This is a genomic window from Paraburkholderia sp. FW306-2-2C-D06C, assembly GCF_058781505.1.
On the sequence record NZ_JBYSWU010000009.1, the window covers coordinates 38,666 to 57,918 of the forward strand.

18 protein-coding genes are annotated in these 19,253 nt (G+C 60.3%); 8 read left to right on the forward strand and 10 right to left on the reverse strand.

Annotated elements, in window-relative coordinates:
• Window positions 1–51 precede the first annotated feature (51 nt).
• The 3 genes from AC3WLT_RS09175 (at window position 52) to AC3WLT_RS09185 (ending at window position 2,523) form a co-directional block, all read left to right on the forward strand.
• On the forward strand, window positions 52–447 hold the full coding sequence (locus AC3WLT_RS09175; RefSeq protein ID WP_492591565.1) for a VOC family protein: 396 nt from the start codon (window positions 52–54) through the stop codon (window positions 445–447).
• 404 nt (window positions 448–851) lie between these two features.
• Window positions 852–1,610 carry a type IV toxin-antitoxin system AbiEi family antitoxin domain-containing protein gene (locus tag AC3WLT_RS09180; protein WP_492591566.1) on the forward strand — a complete coding sequence of 253 codons (759 nt, stop codon included), beginning with the start codon at window positions 852–854 and terminating at the stop codon, window positions 1,608–1,610.
• Window positions 1,603–2,523: a nucleotidyl transferase AbiEii/AbiGii toxin family protein gene (locus AC3WLT_RS09185; protein ID WP_492591567.1), complete on the forward strand. Its 921-nt coding sequence runs from the start codon at window positions 1,603–1,605 to the stop codon at window positions 2,521–2,523. Before AC3WLT_RS09180 ends, AC3WLT_RS09185 begins: the two co-directional genes overlap by 8 nt.
• Window positions 2,524–3,063: 540 nt before the next feature.
• Here the strand turns inward: AC3WLT_RS09185 and AC3WLT_RS09190 are convergent.
• The 4 genes from AC3WLT_RS09190 to AC3WLT_RS09205 all read right to left on the reverse strand — a co-directional run bounded on the left by AC3WLT_RS09190 (window position 3,064) and on the right by AC3WLT_RS09205 (window position 7,176).
• Window positions 3,064–4,344 carry an MFS family transporter gene (locus AC3WLT_RS09190; protein WP_492591673.1) on the reverse strand — a complete coding sequence of 427 codons (1,281 nt, stop codon included), beginning with the start codon at window positions 4,342–4,344 and terminating at the stop codon, window positions 3,064–3,066.
• 148 nt (window positions 4,345–4,492) lie between these two features.
• A complete protein-coding gene (locus tag AC3WLT_RS09195) occupies window positions 4,493–5,971 on the reverse strand; it encodes an aldehyde dehydrogenase (protein WP_492591568.1) in 1,479 nt (492 codons plus the stop codon).
• Between the two features lie 72 nt (window positions 5,972–6,043).
• A complete protein-coding gene (locus tag AC3WLT_RS09200; RefSeq protein ID WP_492591569.1) occupies window positions 6,044–6,640 on the reverse strand; it encodes a thiamine pyrophosphate-dependent enzyme in 597 nt (198 codons plus the stop codon).
• On the reverse strand, window positions 6,640–7,176 hold the full coding sequence (locus AC3WLT_RS09205; RefSeq protein ID WP_492591674.1) for a phosphonopyruvate decarboxylase: 537 nt from the start codon (window positions 7,174–7,176) through the stop codon (window positions 6,640–6,642). Before AC3WLT_RS09205 ends, AC3WLT_RS09200 begins: the two co-directional genes overlap by 1 nt.
• Before the next feature lie 111 nt (window positions 7,177–7,287).
• On the opposite strand from AC3WLT_RS09205, the gene AC3WLT_RS09210 reads away from it, so the two are divergent.
• From AC3WLT_RS09210 to AC3WLT_RS09230, 5 genes are all read left to right on the forward strand, one after another.
• Window positions 7,288–8,244, forward strand: a complete 957-nt coding sequence (locus AC3WLT_RS09210; RefSeq protein ID WP_492591570.1) for a LysR family transcriptional regulator — start codon at window positions 7,288–7,290, stop codon at window positions 8,242–8,244.
• A gap of 174 nt (window positions 8,245–8,418) precedes the next feature.
• Window positions 8,419–9,261, forward strand: a complete 843-nt coding sequence (locus tag AC3WLT_RS09215) for an HTD2 family dehydratase (protein WP_492591571.1) — start codon at window positions 8,419–8,421, stop codon at window positions 9,259–9,261.
• Between the two features lie 39 nt (window positions 9,262–9,300).
• A complete protein-coding gene (locus tag AC3WLT_RS09220) occupies window positions 9,301–10,464 on the forward strand; it encodes an acyl-CoA dehydrogenase family protein (protein WP_492591572.1) in 1,164 nt (387 codons plus the stop codon).
• 15 nt (window positions 10,465–10,479) lie between these two features.
• Window positions 10,480–11,658 carry a CaiB/BaiF CoA transferase family protein gene (locus AC3WLT_RS09225; RefSeq protein WP_492591573.1) on the forward strand — a complete coding sequence of 393 codons (1,179 nt, stop codon included), beginning with the start codon at window positions 10,480–10,482 and terminating at the stop codon, window positions 11,656–11,658.
• Between the two features lie 101 nt (window positions 11,659–11,759).
• The gene (locus tag AC3WLT_RS09230) at window positions 11,760–13,142 is read left to right on the forward strand and encodes an MFS transporter (protein ID WP_492591574.1); all 1,383 of its coding nucleotides are present in this window, start codon (window positions 11,760–11,762) and stop codon (window positions 13,140–13,142) included.
• 267 nt (window positions 13,143–13,409) lie between these two features.
• On the opposite strand, the gene AC3WLT_RS09235 is transcribed toward AC3WLT_RS09230, so the two are convergent.
• The 6 genes from AC3WLT_RS09235 to AC3WLT_RS09260 form a co-directional block, all read right to left on the reverse strand.
• Window positions 13,410–14,348, reverse strand: a complete 939-nt coding sequence (locus AC3WLT_RS09235; protein ID WP_492591675.1) for a LysR substrate-binding domain-containing protein — start codon at window positions 14,346–14,348, stop codon at window positions 13,410–13,412.
• A 61-nt stretch (window positions 14,349–14,409) separates the two neighbouring features.
• Complete coding sequence (locus AC3WLT_RS09240) at window positions 14,410–14,595, reverse strand: hypothetical protein (RefSeq protein ID WP_492591575.1); 186 nt, start codon at window positions 14,593–14,595, stop codon at window positions 14,410–14,412.
• 710 nt (window positions 14,596–15,305) lie between these two features.
• Window positions 15,306–16,124, reverse strand: coding sequence for an HpcH/HpaI aldolase/citrate lyase family protein (locus AC3WLT_RS09245; RefSeq protein WP_492591576.1), 819 nt, complete (start codon window positions 16,122–16,124; stop codon window positions 15,306–15,308).
• A gap of 36 nt (window positions 16,125–16,160) precedes the next feature.
• Window positions 16,161–17,093 (reverse strand): electron transfer flavoprotein subunit alpha/FixB family protein, encoded by a 933-nt coding sequence (locus tag AC3WLT_RS09250; RefSeq protein ID WP_492591577.1) that lies wholly within the window; start codon window positions 17,091–17,093, stop codon window positions 16,161–16,163.
• 22 nt (window positions 17,094–17,115) lie between these two features.
• Window positions 17,116–17,865 (reverse strand): electron transfer flavoprotein subunit beta/FixA family protein, encoded by a 750-nt coding sequence (locus AC3WLT_RS09255; protein ID WP_492591578.1) that lies wholly within the window; start codon window positions 17,863–17,865, stop codon window positions 17,116–17,118.
• A gap of 363 nt (window positions 17,866–18,228) precedes the next feature.
• Complete coding sequence (locus AC3WLT_RS09260; protein WP_492591579.1) at window positions 18,229–19,152, reverse strand: LysR family transcriptional regulator; 924 nt, start codon at window positions 19,150–19,152, stop codon at window positions 18,229–18,231.
• Window positions 19,153–19,253 lie beyond the last annotated feature (101 nt).

Here is a 19,253-nt window from a genome sequence, read left to right on the forward strand (position 1 = left end):
CGCGATGGGCGGACATCCGGGCATTCCAATGGAGCGGAAGGAGCAGCAACGATGATGTTGTCCAACTACCTTTTCTTCACGACGACCTGCGAGCAGGCGCTGGCTTTCTACGCGCGATGCGGGCTTGGGCACGTGACCGAGATGCGGCGCTACGACGTTGACGGCGTGCCAGCGCCCACCGACGCACTGCACGGCAAGATCATGCATGCGCGCTTCGAGGGGCCGGGCGTGCTCTTCCATGCGTCCGACAATCACGACGCCGAGCCGATGCGCGGATCAGCGCATCTGCTCGTGATGGACAGGCGCGACGAGACCGGCCGGCTGTTCCACGCGCTGGCGGACGGCGGCACCGTGACGACGACGCTCGGCATCCAGCCCTGGGGCGAGTACTTCGGCAAGCTGACCGATCGCTTCGGCGTGCAGTGGATGCTCGACTGCCCGGGCTGAGCAGCGTCGCCCCGCCGCGCATCGTTCACGCTGTCGGAGTGAATCGACGTGAACGCGCCATCCAGCACCCCATGTCTGGACCAACGGTTCATTCTCGTGGATATCGTATGCCGCAGCGCGACGATCCTGCCGCGCCAGCCAGCGCCATGCATGCCCGCCCCCCTCGCCAAACCGGTGAGCCCAGGATGGTCTCGATGTGGCCGTCATGGTGGTGTCCCTCCAGGTACTGGGGTCGTTCCGCCTTACTCGGGGCCAGCCGTTTCATCTTAGGTCATGAACGGGAACGGCAACGGCTACCGCTCGGCGATTAGATTTAGCGTTAAAAATATACTTTCATTTGATTTATCCGTCAATTTCCAATCAAACGACGCCCGCGCGATTAGAATGTGTCGTAGAATTCGCTCATGGAGCGATTTCCCCGACATCAGCTAATCAAGCGCCTGCAGACAGACCTGCCCCGCGGTGCGCCCTTCGATCTCGCCACGCTGAACCAGCTTGGCGTGTCGACCCAGCTTGCCGCCCGCTACGTGAGCAGCGGCTGGCTGGTGCGACTGGCATCCGGCGTGTATGCCTTTCCCAACGACGATTTCCATCTCCACGCCACGCTCCGGTTCCTGCAGCAGCGTGTGCCCGGCCTGCACGTCGGCAGCAAGACCGCCCTCTCCTGGCATGGGGTGCGACACCAGCTCGGCCGGCGCGAGCCCCTGGTGCTGTGGGGCGATGAGCGTTTCGTGCTGCCCTCCTGGTTCACCAGCCGCTTTCCCGCGCGCTATGTGCACGCCCGTCTATTCGACTGGCCCGATCCATCCCTTGCCGCCCGAACACTTACTACGCCACCGGATGTACCGGACGGCGTCCAGGTCGCCGTCCCCGAACGCGCCGTACTCGAGTTGCTGTACGACGTGGGTGTCCGCGAAGGACTCGACGACGCTCACGCGGTGTTCGAAGGTCTGCGCAGTCCGCGCAAGGAACTCTTCGGCCAGTTGCTCGCCTGCTGCACCAGCGTGAAAACCGTTCGTCTGTGTCTGACCTGGGCGCGCGAGACCAACCTGCTCGATGTCGATGCTTTGCTTGCGCAGTTCCAGCTCCCCACCGGCAGCCATCGGCGCTGGATGAGCCGTCTTCCCGATGGCACGTTGCTCGTACTGAAACCACATGGATAAATTCTTCGCCGATACCGTCCGGCTGCTGCTGCGCATTGCACCGGAGGTCTTTGCCAACGACCTCTTCGCGATGAAGGGCGGCACGGCCCTCAACCTGTTCGTACAGAACATGCCGCGCCTGTCCGTCGATATCGATGTCGTCTACATACCCCGGCAGACACCGCGCGACGAAGCGCTCGCGGCTATCCAGCAGGAACTGGCCGCCATCGGACAACGACTGGCTCCCCTGGGGCTGCGCACCCGCCTTGTCGGCAGCAAGGACCTCAGCGATACCAAGCTCCTCATCGAGAACGAAACCAGCCAGCTCAAGATCGAGGTCAACACAGTCTTTCGCGGCACCGTCTTGCCTATCGAACGTCGTGCGTTGTGCGCCCGAACGACGGAGCAATTCGCAGCAGAACTGGCGTTGCCCATGCTCGCGCCCGATGAACTCTATGGCGGCAAACTCGTCGCGGCCCTCGATCGACAGCACCCGCGCGATCTCTTCGACGTCTGGCAGCTTTATCAATCGGGCGGGCTGACGGAAGGTATGATCGAGTGCTTCGTCGTGTATCTGTCGGGCCATAACCGCCCCATCCATGAAGTGCTGTTCGACCGCGACAAGAACATCACGCGGGACTACGACAGCGGCTTTGTGGGCATGACCGAAATGCCTTGCAGCCTGGACACGTTGCTGGAAACCCGCCAGCGATTGCGCCAGGAACTGCCGGCGCGCGTCACACCTGCGCAACGGCAATTCCTGCTTGGTCTGGCACGTGGTGAGCCGGACTGGTCCCTCCTCGCCGTTCCCCATGTCGCCGAACTGCCCGCGCTGCGCTGGAAGCTCACGAACCTCGATACTTTTCGACAACGCCGCCCCGCTGTCTTCGCGCAACACATCGAGGAACTCGAAGCCGCCTTTGCCCAACATTGAGATTGAGCGAAAGCGGTATCGGTTCGCAAAAAATGTGTAGCGAACGTGAAGCATGACGCTCGGCATCGCGCTTCGCCGTCGTTGGCAATGAGCATACCGCGACGAGTGATATCAGCCTCAACATGCCCCCTGGTACAGTCTGCGCTCCCGGTAGGCAACTACCATTTCACCAAGAAGGAGAAGCGCATGTCCTGCACTCACGGAAGCCTTTCACGCAAGCTCGCACTGGCTGGATGCATGGCGATCGGCATGACGTCCGCCGCGTTCGCACAAACCGTTACACCAGCCACAGGTCTCGGGCAATCCTGGCCCAATGCCACGGATCAAAGCCGCAGTCCTCAGTGGCACGTTTACGTGTTTTTCACTTGAATGGAATCAAGTACGCGACACCAGTGACAACCCCATGTGGTTCATCGAGGAAGACCTCGATATTCCCGGCGGGGCCCGGGAATAGCAGTCGTTGAGTTGATGTGGTTGAATTGAATGTCATATAGCAGCCATGTCGTCTGGAAGGCTAAAAACGACGTAGGTTCTTACCCACTACCTTCCATCTCGCAGATATCCGGCCGTTGCTGGGTCTCTCATGCGCCATGAAACAACTCCCGCAATCAGGCAAAGCGCGGTCACATACCAGTAGAAAGCGGGCTCGCTGCCCACAGACTTGAGCCAAAGGGCAACATACTCCGCGGATCCTCCGAAAATAGCGTTGGCAATGGCATACGACAGACCGACGCCGAGTGCGCGCACCTCCGGTGGAAACATCTCAGCCTTGATGAGGCCGCTGATTGAAGTGTAGAGACTGACGATCGCAAGAGCGATGATCACCAAAGCGAACGCCGCGTACGGGTTCGTCACCTCTTTCAGCGCATACAGCAACGGCACGGTGCCAATCGTCGCCAACACGCCGAACAGGATCATCGACATCCGTCGACCGATACGATCAGAGAGCGCGCCGAAGGCCGGCTGCATCAGCATGTAGACGATCAAGGCGGTGGTCATCACTGCACTGGCGGTCTTGGGATGCATGCCCGCAGTATTGACCAGGTATTTCTGCATGTAGGTCGTAAAGGTATAAAACGCAAGCGAGCCACCCGCCGTAAAGCCCACAACGGTAGCGATCGCACGTTTGTGAGTGAGCAAACCACGCAGCGTCCCGGCGTCGGAGCGTGACCGTGTCGCACTCGTCGAGGTTTCTTCGAGTGACCGGCGCAGATACAGCGATACCAGCGCTGCGACTGCACCGATGGCGAACGGCACACGCCATCCCCAGGCGCGTAGTTCTTCAGTAGACAGTATCTGTTGGAGAATCACGACGACGATCAGCGCCAACACCTGTCCGCCGATCACGGTCACGTACTGGAACGAGGCGAAGAATCCCCTTCTTCCAGCCACCGCCACTTCGCTCATGTAGGTTGCACTCGTCCCATATTCGCCACCGACTGACAGGCCCTGGAAGCAACGTGCCACGAGTAGAAGCGCCGGCGCCCCGGCGCCAATGGTGGCATAGGTGGGAAGCGCTGCGATCACCAACGAGCCGGCACACATCATAAGAACGGAAATGATCATCGACGAACGACGGCCATATTTGTCCGCAATGCGGCCAAATATCCATCCGCCAACAGGGCGCATCAGGAAGCCTGTGGCAAACACGCCCGCGGTATTCAGAAGCTGTGTGCTCGTATTTCCGCTTGGGAAAAATGCGTGCGCAAAGTAGATGGAGCAAAACGAATAGACGAAGAAGTCGAACCACTCGACCAGATTTCCCGATGACGCGCCCACGATGGCCATGATGCAGCGCCGGGTTTCGCTATTGCTCGACATGGCACCACTGCCAAGTGCTTCGACTTTCATGATGTCTCCATTAGTATGCCTAGCCATTTGCGGTCTGATGCCGCATTTTTCTTGTAGCTCTGGCGTGAGATCCAGCACGTCGGTCGCGACTTTGATCGTGACCGACAAGTGCACAGGATTACCGGATCACAAACGGATTTCCGGTTGAAGCACCCGTATTAATCCAGACGCTCTTTGTCTGAAGGTAGTCTCTGATGGCATCGACACCATTTTCACGACCGAGACCGGAATCCTTGTACCCACCGAACGGCGACATGTAGCTGACCGCGCGATAGGTGTTGACCCAGACCGTGCCGGACTGGATTCGCTCAGCCATGCGAAACGCCCGCCCGATGTCGCGGGTCCAAACGCCGGCGCCCAGCCCGAAGCGCACGTCGTTGGCAATCTCGACTGCGTGCTCTTCATCCCGGAAGTGGATCACCGAAAGAACCGGCCCAAACACCTCTTCCTGAGCGATTCGCATCTTGTTGTCGACATTCGTGAAAATAGTCGGCTCGATGAACCAACCTTTTCCGCACTCCGGTCGGCCTGCAGGATGACCGCCAAGCGCGAGCGTCGCACCTTCAGCGTGTGCAATATCGATGTAGTTCAGGACCTTGTCGTACTGCGGGCGCGTCGTGATCGGTCCAACCTGCGTACTGGCCTCCATCGGATCGCCCATTCGTGCGGTTTTTGCGAGTTCCACCACACGGCTGACCACTGTGTCATAGATGCCGTCCTGCACGAGCAGCCGGGAACCCGCGATACAGGTTTGACCCGTCGCTGCGAAGATGCCGGCGACCGCACCATTCACGGCGTCATCGATATTGGCGTCGTCGAACACGATATTCGGTGACTTGCCGCCCAGTTCGAGACTGACGTGTTTGAAGTCTCGCGCGGCCTGTTCGTTGATCCGCCGCCCCGTCGCGTCAGCGCCTGTGAACGTGATCTTCCTGACCAGCGGGTGACCGACCAGCTCGCTACCGACCTCGTTGCCAAAGCCCGTCACGACGTTGACCACGCCAGGCGGGAAACCGACCTCGTCGAGCAGTTGCACGAGTTCCAGCGTCGAAGCCGAAGTGAACTCGGAGGGCTTGATGACGACCGTGCAACCCGCGGCGAGAGCCGGCGCGAGCTTCCACGCGAGCAGCATCAATGGCGAGTTCCACGGCGTAATGATCGCGACGACACCCAGCGGCTCCTGCCGTGTGTAGTTGAAGTAGCCCTTTTTGTCGAGCGGGATGACATCGCCCTGGATCTTGTCGGCCAACCCACCGTAGTATCGGAACCATTGCGGCAGATAACTCAACTGGGCATGCATCTCGGCATAAAGCTTCCCGTTGTCACGAACCTCTATCGCGGCAAGGCGTGATGCGTCCGCTGCGATCCGGTCGGCGAACCGATGCAGAAGCAGTCCGCGCGCGCTCGCACTGAGGTCCGGCCATGGACCGGACACGAAGGCGCGGTGAGCGGCGCTGACGGCGCGCTCCACGTCGGCCGCGTTGCCGCGTGCGACTTCGGCCCACGCCTCACCGGTGAACGGACTCTCGCTCGGAAACCACTGGCCCCCCTCGGGGTCGCAGTTCTTGCCGTCGATATACAGACGATAGCGTTCCATCAATATCTCTTTACAGTGATCCGGTGAATCGAGCCGGGGACGCAGTGCCGGATAGCGCTACGCAGGCTGACCTCAGAACGGCGCGAATCCAAGCGCTTCTCGGAAGCGGTTCTTGACGTACACGCCATCTCGTGGCGGCAGCGCGCGCGGTGGTTCATTCGCGGCGATATGCACATTGACCAGCACAGGTCCGCTGCGCGACAACGCGCGTTCGGCCACCTGCGCCACACCGCCTTGCGTCTCGACTGAAAACGCATCCTCGATGCCAAAGCCCTTCGCAACGGCCACGAGGTCGGTGCCCAGGCTCGTGTGGCTACGCTGCATTCCGGTCTCGCCGAAATGACCGTTGTCGAGCACGACGATCGAGAGGTTGCGTGGCTGTCGCGCGCCGATGGTCCCGAGACTGCCGACACCCATCAGTTGTTCTCCGTCGCCCGTGATCACGAGGACGGGTTTCTCGGGCTGCGCCAGCGCGAGACCCAGCCCGAGCGAGGCAGCGCCGCCCATGGCGCCCCAAAGGTAGAAATTCTCGGGGCGGTCGCCGGCGGCAAACACGTCATATGAAGCGGAACCGAGGCCCGTGACGACCAGCGCGTCGGGCACCGCCTTGAGCAAGGCCGCGACGAACTCGCGACGGTCGATGCCAGCGTGGCTAGTAACCTTGACCATTACTTTCTCTCCCATTTCTTACGACCAATCAGGCTTTGCGACAGCAGAACGGCGACCTGTTCGCCGGCTTCGAAAGCCGCATCGAAACCTGCGCTCACGATTTCGCCCACCGACTCGGGGTCGTCCGCGCGAAACACGGTAATACCCATGAGCTCGAGCGCGGCTTGCGTCTTCTTCCCCATCGGCCCCTGCCACGGATTGAACTCCGCGTACTCTCCGCGCATTGTGACCAGCGTAAAAAAGGGAAAACGGCAGCTTTGCAACAACGAAAACATGTTCACGCAGTTACCGACACCGCTGCTCTGCATGAGCAGGACAGCGCGCTGCCCGCCCAGCCAGGCGCCGCTCGTGACCGCGACGCCCTCTTCCTCCGTGGTCAGAACCACGTCATGGATGTCGGGGTCGGCGATCACTTTTCTGATCACATGCGAATGGCCGGCGTCGGGAACGTAGGCGACCTGCCTGACGTTGCCGGCTTTAAGGACGTCGAAGATTTCCTGTTGCCACGCCGGCGCCTGGGGCGCATCTGTACTCATTTGTTCGTCTCCGAAGACAGGGGAATTCAGGAATCTTAGATCGTGATGTGATAGCCTGATAAATAGAATTTTGTGATTCCTGTATGTGATTTCGGCATTGACGGGGGAAACGTGGACATCAAGCAATTGCGCGCACTGGTGACGATCGCGGAGACCGGAAGCGTCACGAAGGCAGCAGCCCTGCTGCACATCGTGCAGCCTGCCGTTTCCAGGCAGCTTCGTCTGCTCGAGGAGGATGTGGGCACCGCGTTGTTCTCGCGCGGCCGATATGGCATGGAGCTCACGGAATCCGGCGAAATCTTCGTCGAATATGCGCGCCGGGCGTTGGCCGAGCTGGACCGGGCGCGCTCCGAAGTGCAACCTGCCGCGGGCGTAGCCGGTATCGTGACGATCGGACTGCTTCCCAGCACGTGCGATTTGCTGGCAAGCGACCTGGTGGCCAGGGTCGCCAGGGCCTATCCGGCCATCAGGCTGCGAATCTCGATGGGTTACACCGGTCATTTGCAGAACTGGCTTGAACTCGGCGAGGTCGACGCAGCATTGCTGTACGACCCGAAACCCTCCCCTACCCTGCAGGTGCAGCCGCTTCTCGAGGAACGTCTGTGGGTGGTCGGGCGACCGGAGGCAGGCTTTAACGCGGCATCTCCCGTCGAGTTGCGGGAGGTAGCTGGCGAGCCGCTGATTCTGCCTAACGCGCCGCACGGCATACGCAGCCTCGTCGAACAGACCTGCGCTTCAGCAGGCATCGAACTGTCGATCGCGGCCGAAACCAACGCCATGAGCGTGCAGAAGGGGCTGGTGTTGGGCGGGTTGGGCGTCACGATCTTGCCGAGCATTGCGATCGTGGACGATGTCGCACGTGGACTGTTGAGCGCCGCGCCTCTGTCGGACGCCAACCTGCTGCGCAAGATCGTGCTTGCACTGCCGAACACGCGCAGGGTACCCGCCGCGGTGCGGTGCGTCGTCGACCTGCTCGTTGACCAGATGAGCGATGCTGTTCAGCGTGGCAAGTGGACTGCCGCGCGATGGCTTGGCAGTGGCATCGACGTTGATCGACCGACTCGATAGCCATCCATCTTCCCCGGGGATTTCATCTTATCCGCGCGTCGCCCGGCAAGCGGCCGGGAATAGGTTCCCCCTATGCCCCGCACATGAAACTCGTATTTCCGCCACGAAACGCCTTCAAATAAAGTCCACACACCGGACAAATATTTGCTGGCGCAGCCAGTGACGGAGACGAGCATGACCGATAACATCGACCCGCCGACAACCCGCACGGAAAGCGCGATTGACTTCGTCGCGCAAACATCGGTCGCTGCGCTCGGCGCAACACTTGACTACGATGCAGCGCCGCGCGCCGGAGATTCTCTCCCGCATCTGTGGCACTGGATTTTTTTCCGGCCCACGGTGCAGCAATCACAGATTGCGACAGACGGACATCCAGTCAAAGGCGGCTTTCTGCCCGACCTTGGGCTGCCGCGACGCATGTGGGCCGGCGGACGGTTGCGCTTCCATGCGCCCCTGGCGGTCGGCAGTTCCATCACACGCGACTCGACCATCGTCAACGTGAGTGAAAAGGCAGGCCGCAGCGGCAAGCTTGCATTCGTCACCGTGAGGCACGAGGTACGTGCCGGCGGTGCTCTGGCAATCCACGAAGAGCAGGACATTGTCTACCGCGAGCCCGCGACGCCTGGCGCGACCACTCCGCCACCTGCGGCTGCACCGTCCGATGAACTTTGGCACCGGCAGGTGATGCCGACAGAAGTGCTGCTGTTCCGCTACTCGGCGCTGGCTTTCATCGGACACCGCATTCACTACGACAAACCCTATGCGACCGAGGTCGAGGGCTACCCAAACCTCGTCGTTCATGGCCCGCTCATCGCAACGCTGCTTATGGACCTGCTTCGCAGGAATGAGCCACGGGCCACCGTACTCGAGTTTTCCTTCAAGGCAGTACGGCCAAGTTTCCTGGGCAATGCGTTGAACCTCTGCGCACACCCCTCTCCAGACGGAAAGACCGTCGAGCTCTGGTCGAAAGATCACGAAGGGTGGCTCACGATGTCCGCCCGCGCCACGCTCGCCTGATACACCATACATCCATATAGCCAGGAAGAAACCCATACCATGATCAACATCTCAACGGATCCGTATCAGGACATTCGGGAAGCGGTGCGTGATCTGTGCCAACAGTTTCCTGCAGAATACTTCCGCAAGATCGACGAAGAACGCACCTACCCCGAAGCGTTCGTCGACGCATTGACGAAAGCCGGTTGGCTTGCCGCGTTGATTCCTCAGGAATATGGCGGCTCGGGTCTGGGCCTGACCGAAGCATCGGTAATCATGGAAGAAATCAACCGGTCGGGTGGCAACTCCGGCGCGTGTCACGGACAGATGTACAACATGGGAACGCTGCTTCGCCACGGATCAGCCGAGCAGAAGCAGCACTACCTGCCCAGGATTGCGTCGGGCGAGTTGCGTCTGCAGTCCATGGGCGTCACCGAGCCGACCACCGGCACCGATACGACGAAAATCAAAACGACGGCTGAGCACAGGGGCGATCGCTACGTCGTCAACGGACAGAAAGTCTGGATCTCACGCATCCAGCACTCCGATCTGATGATTCTGCTGGCCCGCACGACGCCGCTCGCCGATGTGAAAAAGAAGAGCGAGGGCATGTCGATCTTCATCGTCGATCTGCGCGAAGCAATCGGCAATGGCATGTCCGTCCGTCCGATTCCCAACATGGTGAATCATGAGACCAACGAGCTGTTTTTCGACAACCTGGAAATCCCCGCCGAAAATCTGATCGGCGAGGAAGGCAAAGGCTTCAAGTACATTCTGGACGGCCTGAACGCCGAGCGAACACTGATCGCCGCCGAGTGTATCGGCGATGGCTACTGGTTCATCGACAAGGTGTCGCAGTACGTGAAGGATCGCGTGGTGTTCGGGCGTCCGATCGGCCAGAACCAGGGTGTGCAGTTCCCGATTGCGCGCGCCCTCGTCAACGTCGAAGCAGCAAGCCTGATGCGCTACAAGGCCTGCGAACTGTTCGACGCGCATCAGCACTGCGGTGCCCAGGCGAACATGGCCAAGCTGCTTGCGGCCGACGCCTCTTGGGAAGCCGCGAATGCCTGCCTGCAATTCCATGGTGGCTTCGGGTTCGCCTCCGAGTACGACGTCGAGCGCAAATTCCGCGAAACGCGTCTCTACCAGGTAGCCCCCATCTCGACCAATCTGATTCTGTCGTACGTGGCCGAGCATATTCTCGGCCTGCCCCGCTCGTTCTAACCGGGGAGATCCATCATGCACCCGCTCGAAGGAATCAAGGTCGTCACGTTTGAACACGCTATCGCCGCGCCGTTTTGCACCCGGCAACTCGCGGACCTCGGTGCGCGCGTCATCAAGATCGAGCGCCCCGGTACGGGCGACTTCGCTCGCAACTACGATGAACGGGTGTCCGGTCTCGCCTCGCACTTCGTCTGGACGAATCGATCCAAGGAAAGTATCACGCTCGACGTCAAACAGACCCAGGCGATCGATGTCGTGCACAAGCTTCTCGCTGACGCCGATGTGTTCGTTCAGAACCTGGCACCAGGCGCAACACAGCGCCTCGGTCTGGACTACGACGCGCTGAGCAAACAGTATCCGCTACTGATCGTCTGCGACATCTCGGGTTATGGCCTGAACGGGCCGTTCCGTGACAAGAAGGCCTACGATCTGCTGATTCAAAGCGAATCCGGTTTTCTGAGCATCACCGGCTCCGAAAATCAGCCCGCCAAAGCCGGCTGTTCGATCGCTGACATCGCGGCGGGCATGTATGGCTATACCAACATTCTCGCCGCCCTCCTCGAGCGTGGCCGGACCGGACGCGGCAAGCACATCGATATCTCGATGCTCGAGAGCATGGTCGAATGGATGAGCTATCCGCTTTACTACGCCATCGACGGTCAGAGCGCACCCAAACAGGCGGGCGCCTCGCACGCAACGATATTTCCGTACGGTCCGTTCAAGGCCGGCGACGGGAAGACAGTCATGCTGGGCCTGCAAAACGAGCGCGAGTGGAAGAGCTTCTGTGAGACGGTGATCCAGCAACCGCAACTGCAAACCGACGAGCGCTTCGGCACCAACAGTCGCCGTGCGAAGAACCGCGACGAACTCACGGAAGTCATTCTGGCGGCCTTCGCATCGCTGAGCACGGCACAAGTCATCGAGCGACTCGACGCGGCAGGTATCGCCAACGCGCGCATGAACGACATGCAGGCGGTCTGGGACCACGAGCAACTGGCAGCCCGCGGGAGATGGACAAAAGTTCAGACGCCGGCAGGAGAGATTCCGGCACTCTACCCACCCGGTGTGGCCCCTTCCGAAGAACCGCTCATGGGCGATGTGCCCGCACTCGGCCAACACTCCGAGTCCATCTTGCATGAGCTGGGTTTCGACGATTCGCAGATTCATGCGATGCGCGAACTCGGCGCAATCTGAGCCGAAGACCGGCTTTCTCGCCTGACAAGCAGACTTCGCACTCAAAGCGAAGCACTTCCTCGTGACAGCCGTCACGAGTCACTAAATAGCAGGAGACAAACATGTCACACACGGTCAATGCCGCTGGCCGCCTGGACCGCTTACCCATTTCCCGCTTCCACTGGAAAATTCTCGGACTGATAGCGGGTGGCGCATTTCTCGACGCATTCGATATTTATCTCGCCAACGGCTCCGTTGCGGCGATGGTGAAAGAGGGATTCACGGACCTGCGGCATGGGGCGATGTTCGTCTCCGCAACGTTCGTCGGCATGATGATCGGCGCGTTTGCTGCGGGTTATATCGGAGACAAACTGGGCCGACGCTATTCATACCAGCTCAATCTCGGGATCTTCGGGCTCGCGTCGATCGCAGCGTGCTTTGCACCGAATATCGAATGGCTGATCGTCTTGCGATTCATTATGGGCATCGGTTTGGGTGCTGAACTGGTCGTCGCGGCGGGCACACTCGCCGAATTCGTCCCACCAGCCACGCGCGGAAAATGGGTTTCGTTGCTTGCCATCATCATCAATAGCGGGTTATTCGCCGCGCTGGCGGCAGGGTACTGGATCATTCCGAATCTCGGCTGGCGCTACATGTTCGCGATCGCGGGCGTCGGAGCGCTCGTCGTCTGGTTTCTGCGCCACAGGATGCCCGAATCGCCGCGCTGGTTGGAATCGGTCGGCAAACTCGACGAAGCCGAAGCAACGCTATCCAGCATCGAGCGGGAAGTCGAAGCACAGGTCGGCAAGCTGCCGCCCGTTCAGCGCGTGGTCGATCTGCATGTGGGCGTCACGCCGTTTAGCGCGCTGTTTGTGCCGGGCATGCGTGGCAGAACGTGCGTGGCGGCATTGACCGCGATTGCCGTGAATATCGGCCTGTACGGCTTCATCGCATGGCTCCCTACGTTCTTCGTGGCCGAGGGCCTGTCGATCGTCAAGTCGCTCGGCTTCGTTCTGCTCATGTCCATCGGCTCGCCGGTCGGCGGCCTGGTTGGCTACCTCACCGCGGACCGCATCGGCCGTGCAAAAGGCATCGTCGCCGCCGCGCTGATCAGCATCGTGCTCGGCTGGATCTACGTCAATCTTCGCGATACGACTGCGATCATCTTTGTCGGCTTTTGCCTCGTCACGACGATTTATACGATTACCACACTGGGGTTGTTCGGCTTCATCCCGGAGCTCTTTCCGACCGAAGTTCGGCTTCGCGGAACCGGCGTGGCGGGAACCTGCGGACGCGTGGCATCGATCGCCACGCCGTATCTGGCGCTGTTGCTCTACGAGCATTTTGGCGTCTCGGGCGTGATTGCGATGGTGAGCATCGTATTCGCCGTCCTGTGTCTGGCGATCACCCTGTTGCGGATCGAAACGAGCCGTCACTCGCTCGAGGACATTGCGCCTGGCGCCAGTGATGCAACGCCGTCGCACACGGAGCCATTGACGCACTAGGCGTATGCCGGGTCCTTGCGTGTGACGGGTCGTATGAAACGCCGTCACTTCCGCGCAAGGGCCGCGCAAATCATAGGATGGACAACCCTACAGCCGATGACTACGGCAACCTTAACGGCGTCGGTGGTCCCAACGCATGTGGCACTTTGGGCTACGTTCTTGCGCGGACGGCGATTCACGCGTCGTTGCATTACAGCAGTATCGCGACGGAACCATCATTGATGTACTGCGCGAGGTCCGGTGACGATCTAGGTCCGTCCGATGCATTCAACGGATATCGCGCAGGGTCACTCCCCTCCACATTTCCTGCGCGACCTGCTCTGAAATGATTTCGATCATTGTCTGACGCACCGCCAGCGTCGCGGAATGAAGAGGCAAGCCGTTCGGCCAGCAGATGCTCGCCGGACGCTCGATGCCCGGCTCGACGATGCGCCGCATCCTGGGCAGGCGGGCTGAATCCCATTGCGCGACGGCCGAGGCAGGCAGAATCGTGCAGGCCTTTCCCGAATGGGCAATCGCTATCAGCGTCGGCAACGAATCGATGTCGGCGATGATATTCAGATCGACGTTTTCGCGCGAAAAGGTACGCTCAAGCAGCAGACGCAGTCCATTGGTTACCCCCGGCGCCACAAGCGGCACGCCCGAAAGCCTGGCGAGCGCACACGTGGTTGACCGGGCCGATACTTCACCGCCGGGTTCACCCAGCAGATACAGTGCCTCATCGAGCACGGGCATAGCTGTAATCCCCGGCGTGTCGGACTCGCGAAACAGAATGGCGAGATCCAGGCGGCCGTTGGCTAGCAGCTCGTTGAGGTAGCCGCTCATGCTCTCGAAGAACTGCAGCCTGATCCCCGGAAAGATTGCCTGAATCCGCTCGAATAGCGGCACCGCCAACACTGACGCCATGGTCGTGGGAAGACCCACCGCCACCGTGCCGGACTCGGCACCGGCGCCTTTGGTTACCTCCTGTTTGAGCTGCTCCATCTGGCGCAAGACGAGCCGCGCGTGACGATACATGGCGTCTCCGGCAGACGTCGGCGTGACGCCATGGTTGCTGCGCAACAAAAGCGGCACGCCCAGTTCCTCCTCGAGGCGCGCCATTTGCTGGCTGAGCGAGGGCTGAGCGACGAAAAGCTTCTCAGCCGCTTTTCCGAGGCTGCCGTAATCAACAATACTGACGAAATAGCGAAGCTGCCGGACGTCCATAGCAATGCGACTCATTGTGGGTCGCCATAGGATACACCTATGGAATCCCGTTTATTGCCACTCAGTCCGCAATTATTCGCGCTCGAACAAACTGGCGACGCGGCGTCAAGGTGAGCCTGACCGGCTTGAGCAACAGCATCCCGAACACGATGCCGAACAAACGATCGAGCCCGGTGCCGATATTGAGACTGCCGTACGAATCCGGCACCAGAACTACGAGGACCGCAAGGGCGAATTGCGTCCCCATGTATCCGGCGCCTGACTTGCCATTCCTGATATGTCGGCCGATTGCGACGCCGGCACAAACGCCAGGTGTCGTGAGTAGCGCACTGTCGCAGCTTTTTAGCAGGACCGGTGTTGCGAATATGCAGCCGACACAGCAGCCCCTGAAGCGGTGAATCAGCTTCGCGGAAGTTGGATGACGCGGAGCGATCAGACTCGCGAGGGGGACCATCGTCACGGCCATGATCGTGATGCTGGACTGGCTCAACGACTGGATGCCAAACCCGCGCCACATCCATGTGGATCATCGCCGACGCTAGCGCACCCTGCAACGCGTGCTGGAATGCAGGAGCATACTGGCCACACTGCGTCTGCTCGCGCTGCGGCGGTGTGACAGACAAAGGTGACGGGAGCAACCGGCGGCGGTTCGTTTAGTCGATATGGCACTGCCAAATACGCAGGCACAGGTTCCGGTCAGAACTTCGATAAAGCGCGCGCCGGAAGGACTTTTCGACGTGGGACGTCGTATTCCATCGACTCGCGCGGGCCGTACTGTTGCTGAAGAATCGTGCTATCAGTCATCGGGTTCGACTTTGGGTTTTGGCTATGAAGTGCGCTTATCAAGCATCAGAGGACCTGGCGCAGAACAAAAAACATTGACATCGCCCACACAGCCGGCAACCAGCACGACCTCAATGTCGTATCCGTGAAGGTTAAGTGCCGACTGGTATGACGTCACCCGTGAGCCAGATTCATGACACGCTTCGCGTGCAGGACCACGGGCCGGTCGACCATTTTTCCGTCAACAGAAACCGCAGCGCCGTTTGCCTTTGCGGATTCATCCAGTACACGTTGTGCCCAGGCGATTTCTGAGTCGGATGGTGTATAGCAAGCGTTGACCACTGCTATCTGTCTGGGATGGATGCACAGCTTTCCGCCGAAACCCCATCGTTTTCCTTTCGTCGTCTCGGCAGTCAGACGCTCGGAATCGTCGATACTCGGCGTCACGCCGTCCACGGGCGGCAGAATCCCGGCAATCCGCGAAATCATGACCAACTGTGCGCGGAAGGTATCCAGTTCGTGGCCGTCGGAAGCCATCCCCATGTCCGCAATAAAATCGAGCGTCCCGAACATCAGTTGTCGAACGAAGGGAGCCTTCGCGATTTCCAGCGCATTCCACATTCCCTGAGCCGTTTCGATCAATGGGAATACGGGAGTCTTTGTACGGGTCGCTGAAATCAAGGCCACGACATCTGACGCACTTTCCGCCTTGGGCAAGATCACGCCTGCGACACCACGCAGCTTTAACAGTTGTGCATCTTCGGCAAACCACGGCGTATTCCGTGCGTTGACCCGGATGAGAACCGGCCGCTCCGGACTTACCCACTCTGCCACGGCGCGACGGGCTTGTGCCTTGGTATCCGGTGCAATAGCATCCTCCAGATCGACAATGACCGCGTCTGCGCCACTTGCGAACGCCTTGGCGAAGCGATCTGGCTGGCTACCTGGTACAAATAGAAACGACCGATGTTGCGGCCTGTTGAAATCTGACATCTCAGTTCTCATAGAGCGAGGTGGGATGCGCTTGCATCAGATGGCAACGGCCAGTTCCGGCACGACCGTGAACAGATCGCCCTCCAGACCATAGTCGGCAACGCTGAAAATCGGCGCTTCCGGGTCCTTGTTGATGGCGACGATGACCTTCGAGTCTTTCATGCCCGCCAGATGCTGGATCGCGCCCGAGATGCCGACGGCCACGTACAGTTGCGGCGCGACGATCTTGCCGGTCTGGCCGACCTGATAGTCGTTCGGCACGAAGCCCGCGTCGACCGCAGCGCGCGAGGCGCCCAGCGCTGCACCGAGCTTGTCCGCCAGCGGCTCCAGTACCTTCGCGTAGTTCTCGCCGTTGCCCAGACCGCGACCGCCCGACACGATGATCTTCGCCGAGGTCAGCTCCGGACGGTCCAGCTTCGTCACTTCACGGCTCACGAACTGCGAAATGCCTGCGTCTGCCGCGGCTTCGATCTTTTCGACCGTTGCGCTGCCGCCAACGGCTGCGACCGCGTCGAAACCCGTCGTGCGCACCGTGATGACCTTGATCGGATCAGCCGATTGAACCGTTGCGATCGCGTTACCGGCGTAGATCGGGCGTTCGAACGTGTCGGCGGAAACCACTGCGGTGATGTCGCTGATCTGTGCGACGTCGAGCTTCGCGGCGATACGCGGGGCGATGTTCTTGCCGTAGGCGGTGGCCGGCGCGAGGATGTGCGAATAATCCTTCGCGATGTTCAGCACCGTCGCTTCGACGTTTTCCGCCAGGCCCGCTTCGAGTTGCGGCGCGTCGGCCAGCAACACTTTGCTCACGCCTGCAATCTTCGCTGCCGCATCCGCTGCGGCCTGCGCGTTGTGCCCTGCCACCAGCACGTGGATATCGCCACCGATCTTCTGCGCGGCTGCAATCGTGTTCAGCGTCGCGGCCTTGATCGACGCGTTGTCGTGTTCCGCTATTACCAGATTCGTCATTTGTTCCGTCTCCGCGTGTTACTTAAAGCACCTTGGCTTCGGTCTTCAGCTTCTCGACCAGCGTCTTCACATCCGGCACCATCACACCAGCGGAGCGCTTCGGCGGCTCGGCGACTTTCAGCGTCTTCAGGCGCGGCGCAACGTCAACGCCCAGGTCTTCCGGCCTGATCGTTTCCAGCGGCTTCTTCTTCGCCTTCATGATGTTCGGCAGCGTCACGTAGCGCGGCTCGTTCAGGCGCAGGTCGGTCGTGACCACGGCGGGGAGCGTCAGCGACAGCGTTTCAGCACCACCGTCCACTTCGCGCGAAACGGTGGCTTTACCGTCCGCCACGACCACCTTCGAGGCGAACGTCGCCTGCGGCAGATTCGCCAGTGCAGCCAGCATCTGGCCGGTCTGGTTCGAATCGTCGTCGATGGCCTGCTTGCCGAGGATGACCAGTTGCGGCTGTTCCTTGTCGACCAGCGCCTTCAGCAGCTTGGCGACCGCCAGCGGCTGCAGTTCTTCGCCCGACTCGATCAGGATCGCGCGGTCCGCACCGATCGCCAGCGCCGTGCGCAGCGTTTCCTGCGCTTGCGTCACACCGGCCGACACGGCGATCACTTCGGTCGCCACGCCCGCTTCCTTCAGACGAATCGCTTCTTCCACCGCGATTTCGTCGAACGGATTCATCGACATCTTCACGTTCGCGATGTCGACGCCCGTGCCGTCCGACTTCACCCGGACTTTCACGTTGTAGTCGACCACTCTCTTGACTGGTACAAGGATCTTCATTGTCTACTCCATGTTCGTCGTCGCACTGCTTCGCACATGCCGTGGCACGAGAACGTTCAGGTCGTTCTACAGATGAAAAGCGGCACGCCGGATGGCGTTTGACGGCCCTCAAAGTATTTATCGGTGGTTATCCGCATTGGTCAGGCTGCATTGGAACCCCGGCAGCACTCTGGCGCAAATACGAGTTAGCTTTGCCCGCCATAGGCTCGTCCTAGGGCTCCCAGTGGTATTCGTCTGGAACAGGCATGGCGGTCAGGTCGAAAGAACTTCGCCCCGAAGGCTCAAGAGGGTTTTACCGATACGGCACGAACCTCTCTACGGAAATCCCGAGATGTGGCAGGCGGGCGACTCAATCCAGCGGCTCTAGCGCAACAGCCTACGCCCCCTCGGCCTAGCCACCGTGCTACTTAATACGGCAACAACCGCGTTTATCAGCGGGTTGTCACGAGCGGTGCTCCAGGCCAGAGCGGTGGTCACTACGCTCACGTTTTCCTTGAGCGGACGAAACACAACGTTCTCGGGCGCCAGTTTCTTCAACGAAGCCGGCACGAGCGCAATGCCCTGACCGCAGCCCACAAACGCAACCTGGGAAGCCACCGAGCGCACTTCATGCAGGATTCGGGGAGAGAACCCGTTGACCCGGCAAGACGCCACCAGACTGTCGAAGTGCACCGGGCTGACCTGGCGCGAAAACATCACGAAATCTTCGTCTGCGAGCGAGGCCAGCCTGATACGTGAACTGCCAGCCATTGCATGATTGCGCGGCATGGCCACCACCAGGCGATCCTGCGCCAGCGGAAGTGACTCAATGTTCCCGCCGAGTTCGCCCTCCAGTCTCGCAAAAGCCAGGTCAATGTCACCCGACTCGAGTGCGGGAATAGCTTCGACACTGTCGATCTCCCTTACCGATACCGTGAGTTGCGGATACTCGGACTTTAGCCGCCCGATGAGCGGCGGCAGCACATCCAGCATCGCTGACGAAATCGCGCCGATGGTCAGGACGCCGCTTCGGCCGGCAACGGCCTCGCGCACCGCAAACTCAAGCCGCTCAAGCTGGTCCGCGAACTTGCGCACCGCCGGCAGGATCGCAGCCCCAATCGGGGTAAGTTGAGTTCCGCGCCGGGACCGCTCGAACAGCTTCACCTTCAACGCCTGTTCGAGTGCCTGGATCTGATCGGTCAGCGGCGGCTGGGACATATCCAGGCGCCGTGCAGCACGCCCGAAGTGCTGCTCCTCGGCAACGGCCAGGAAGAGCCACAAATGACGGATAAGCCGGAAGTTGATCATGATAGCTTGATAGGTTTGACGTATTGATGGCTTCCGGTATTCGGAATATACATATCGAACTTTAGGCGCGAAAGTACGGCATCGCAACCAGTTCCCCGCAC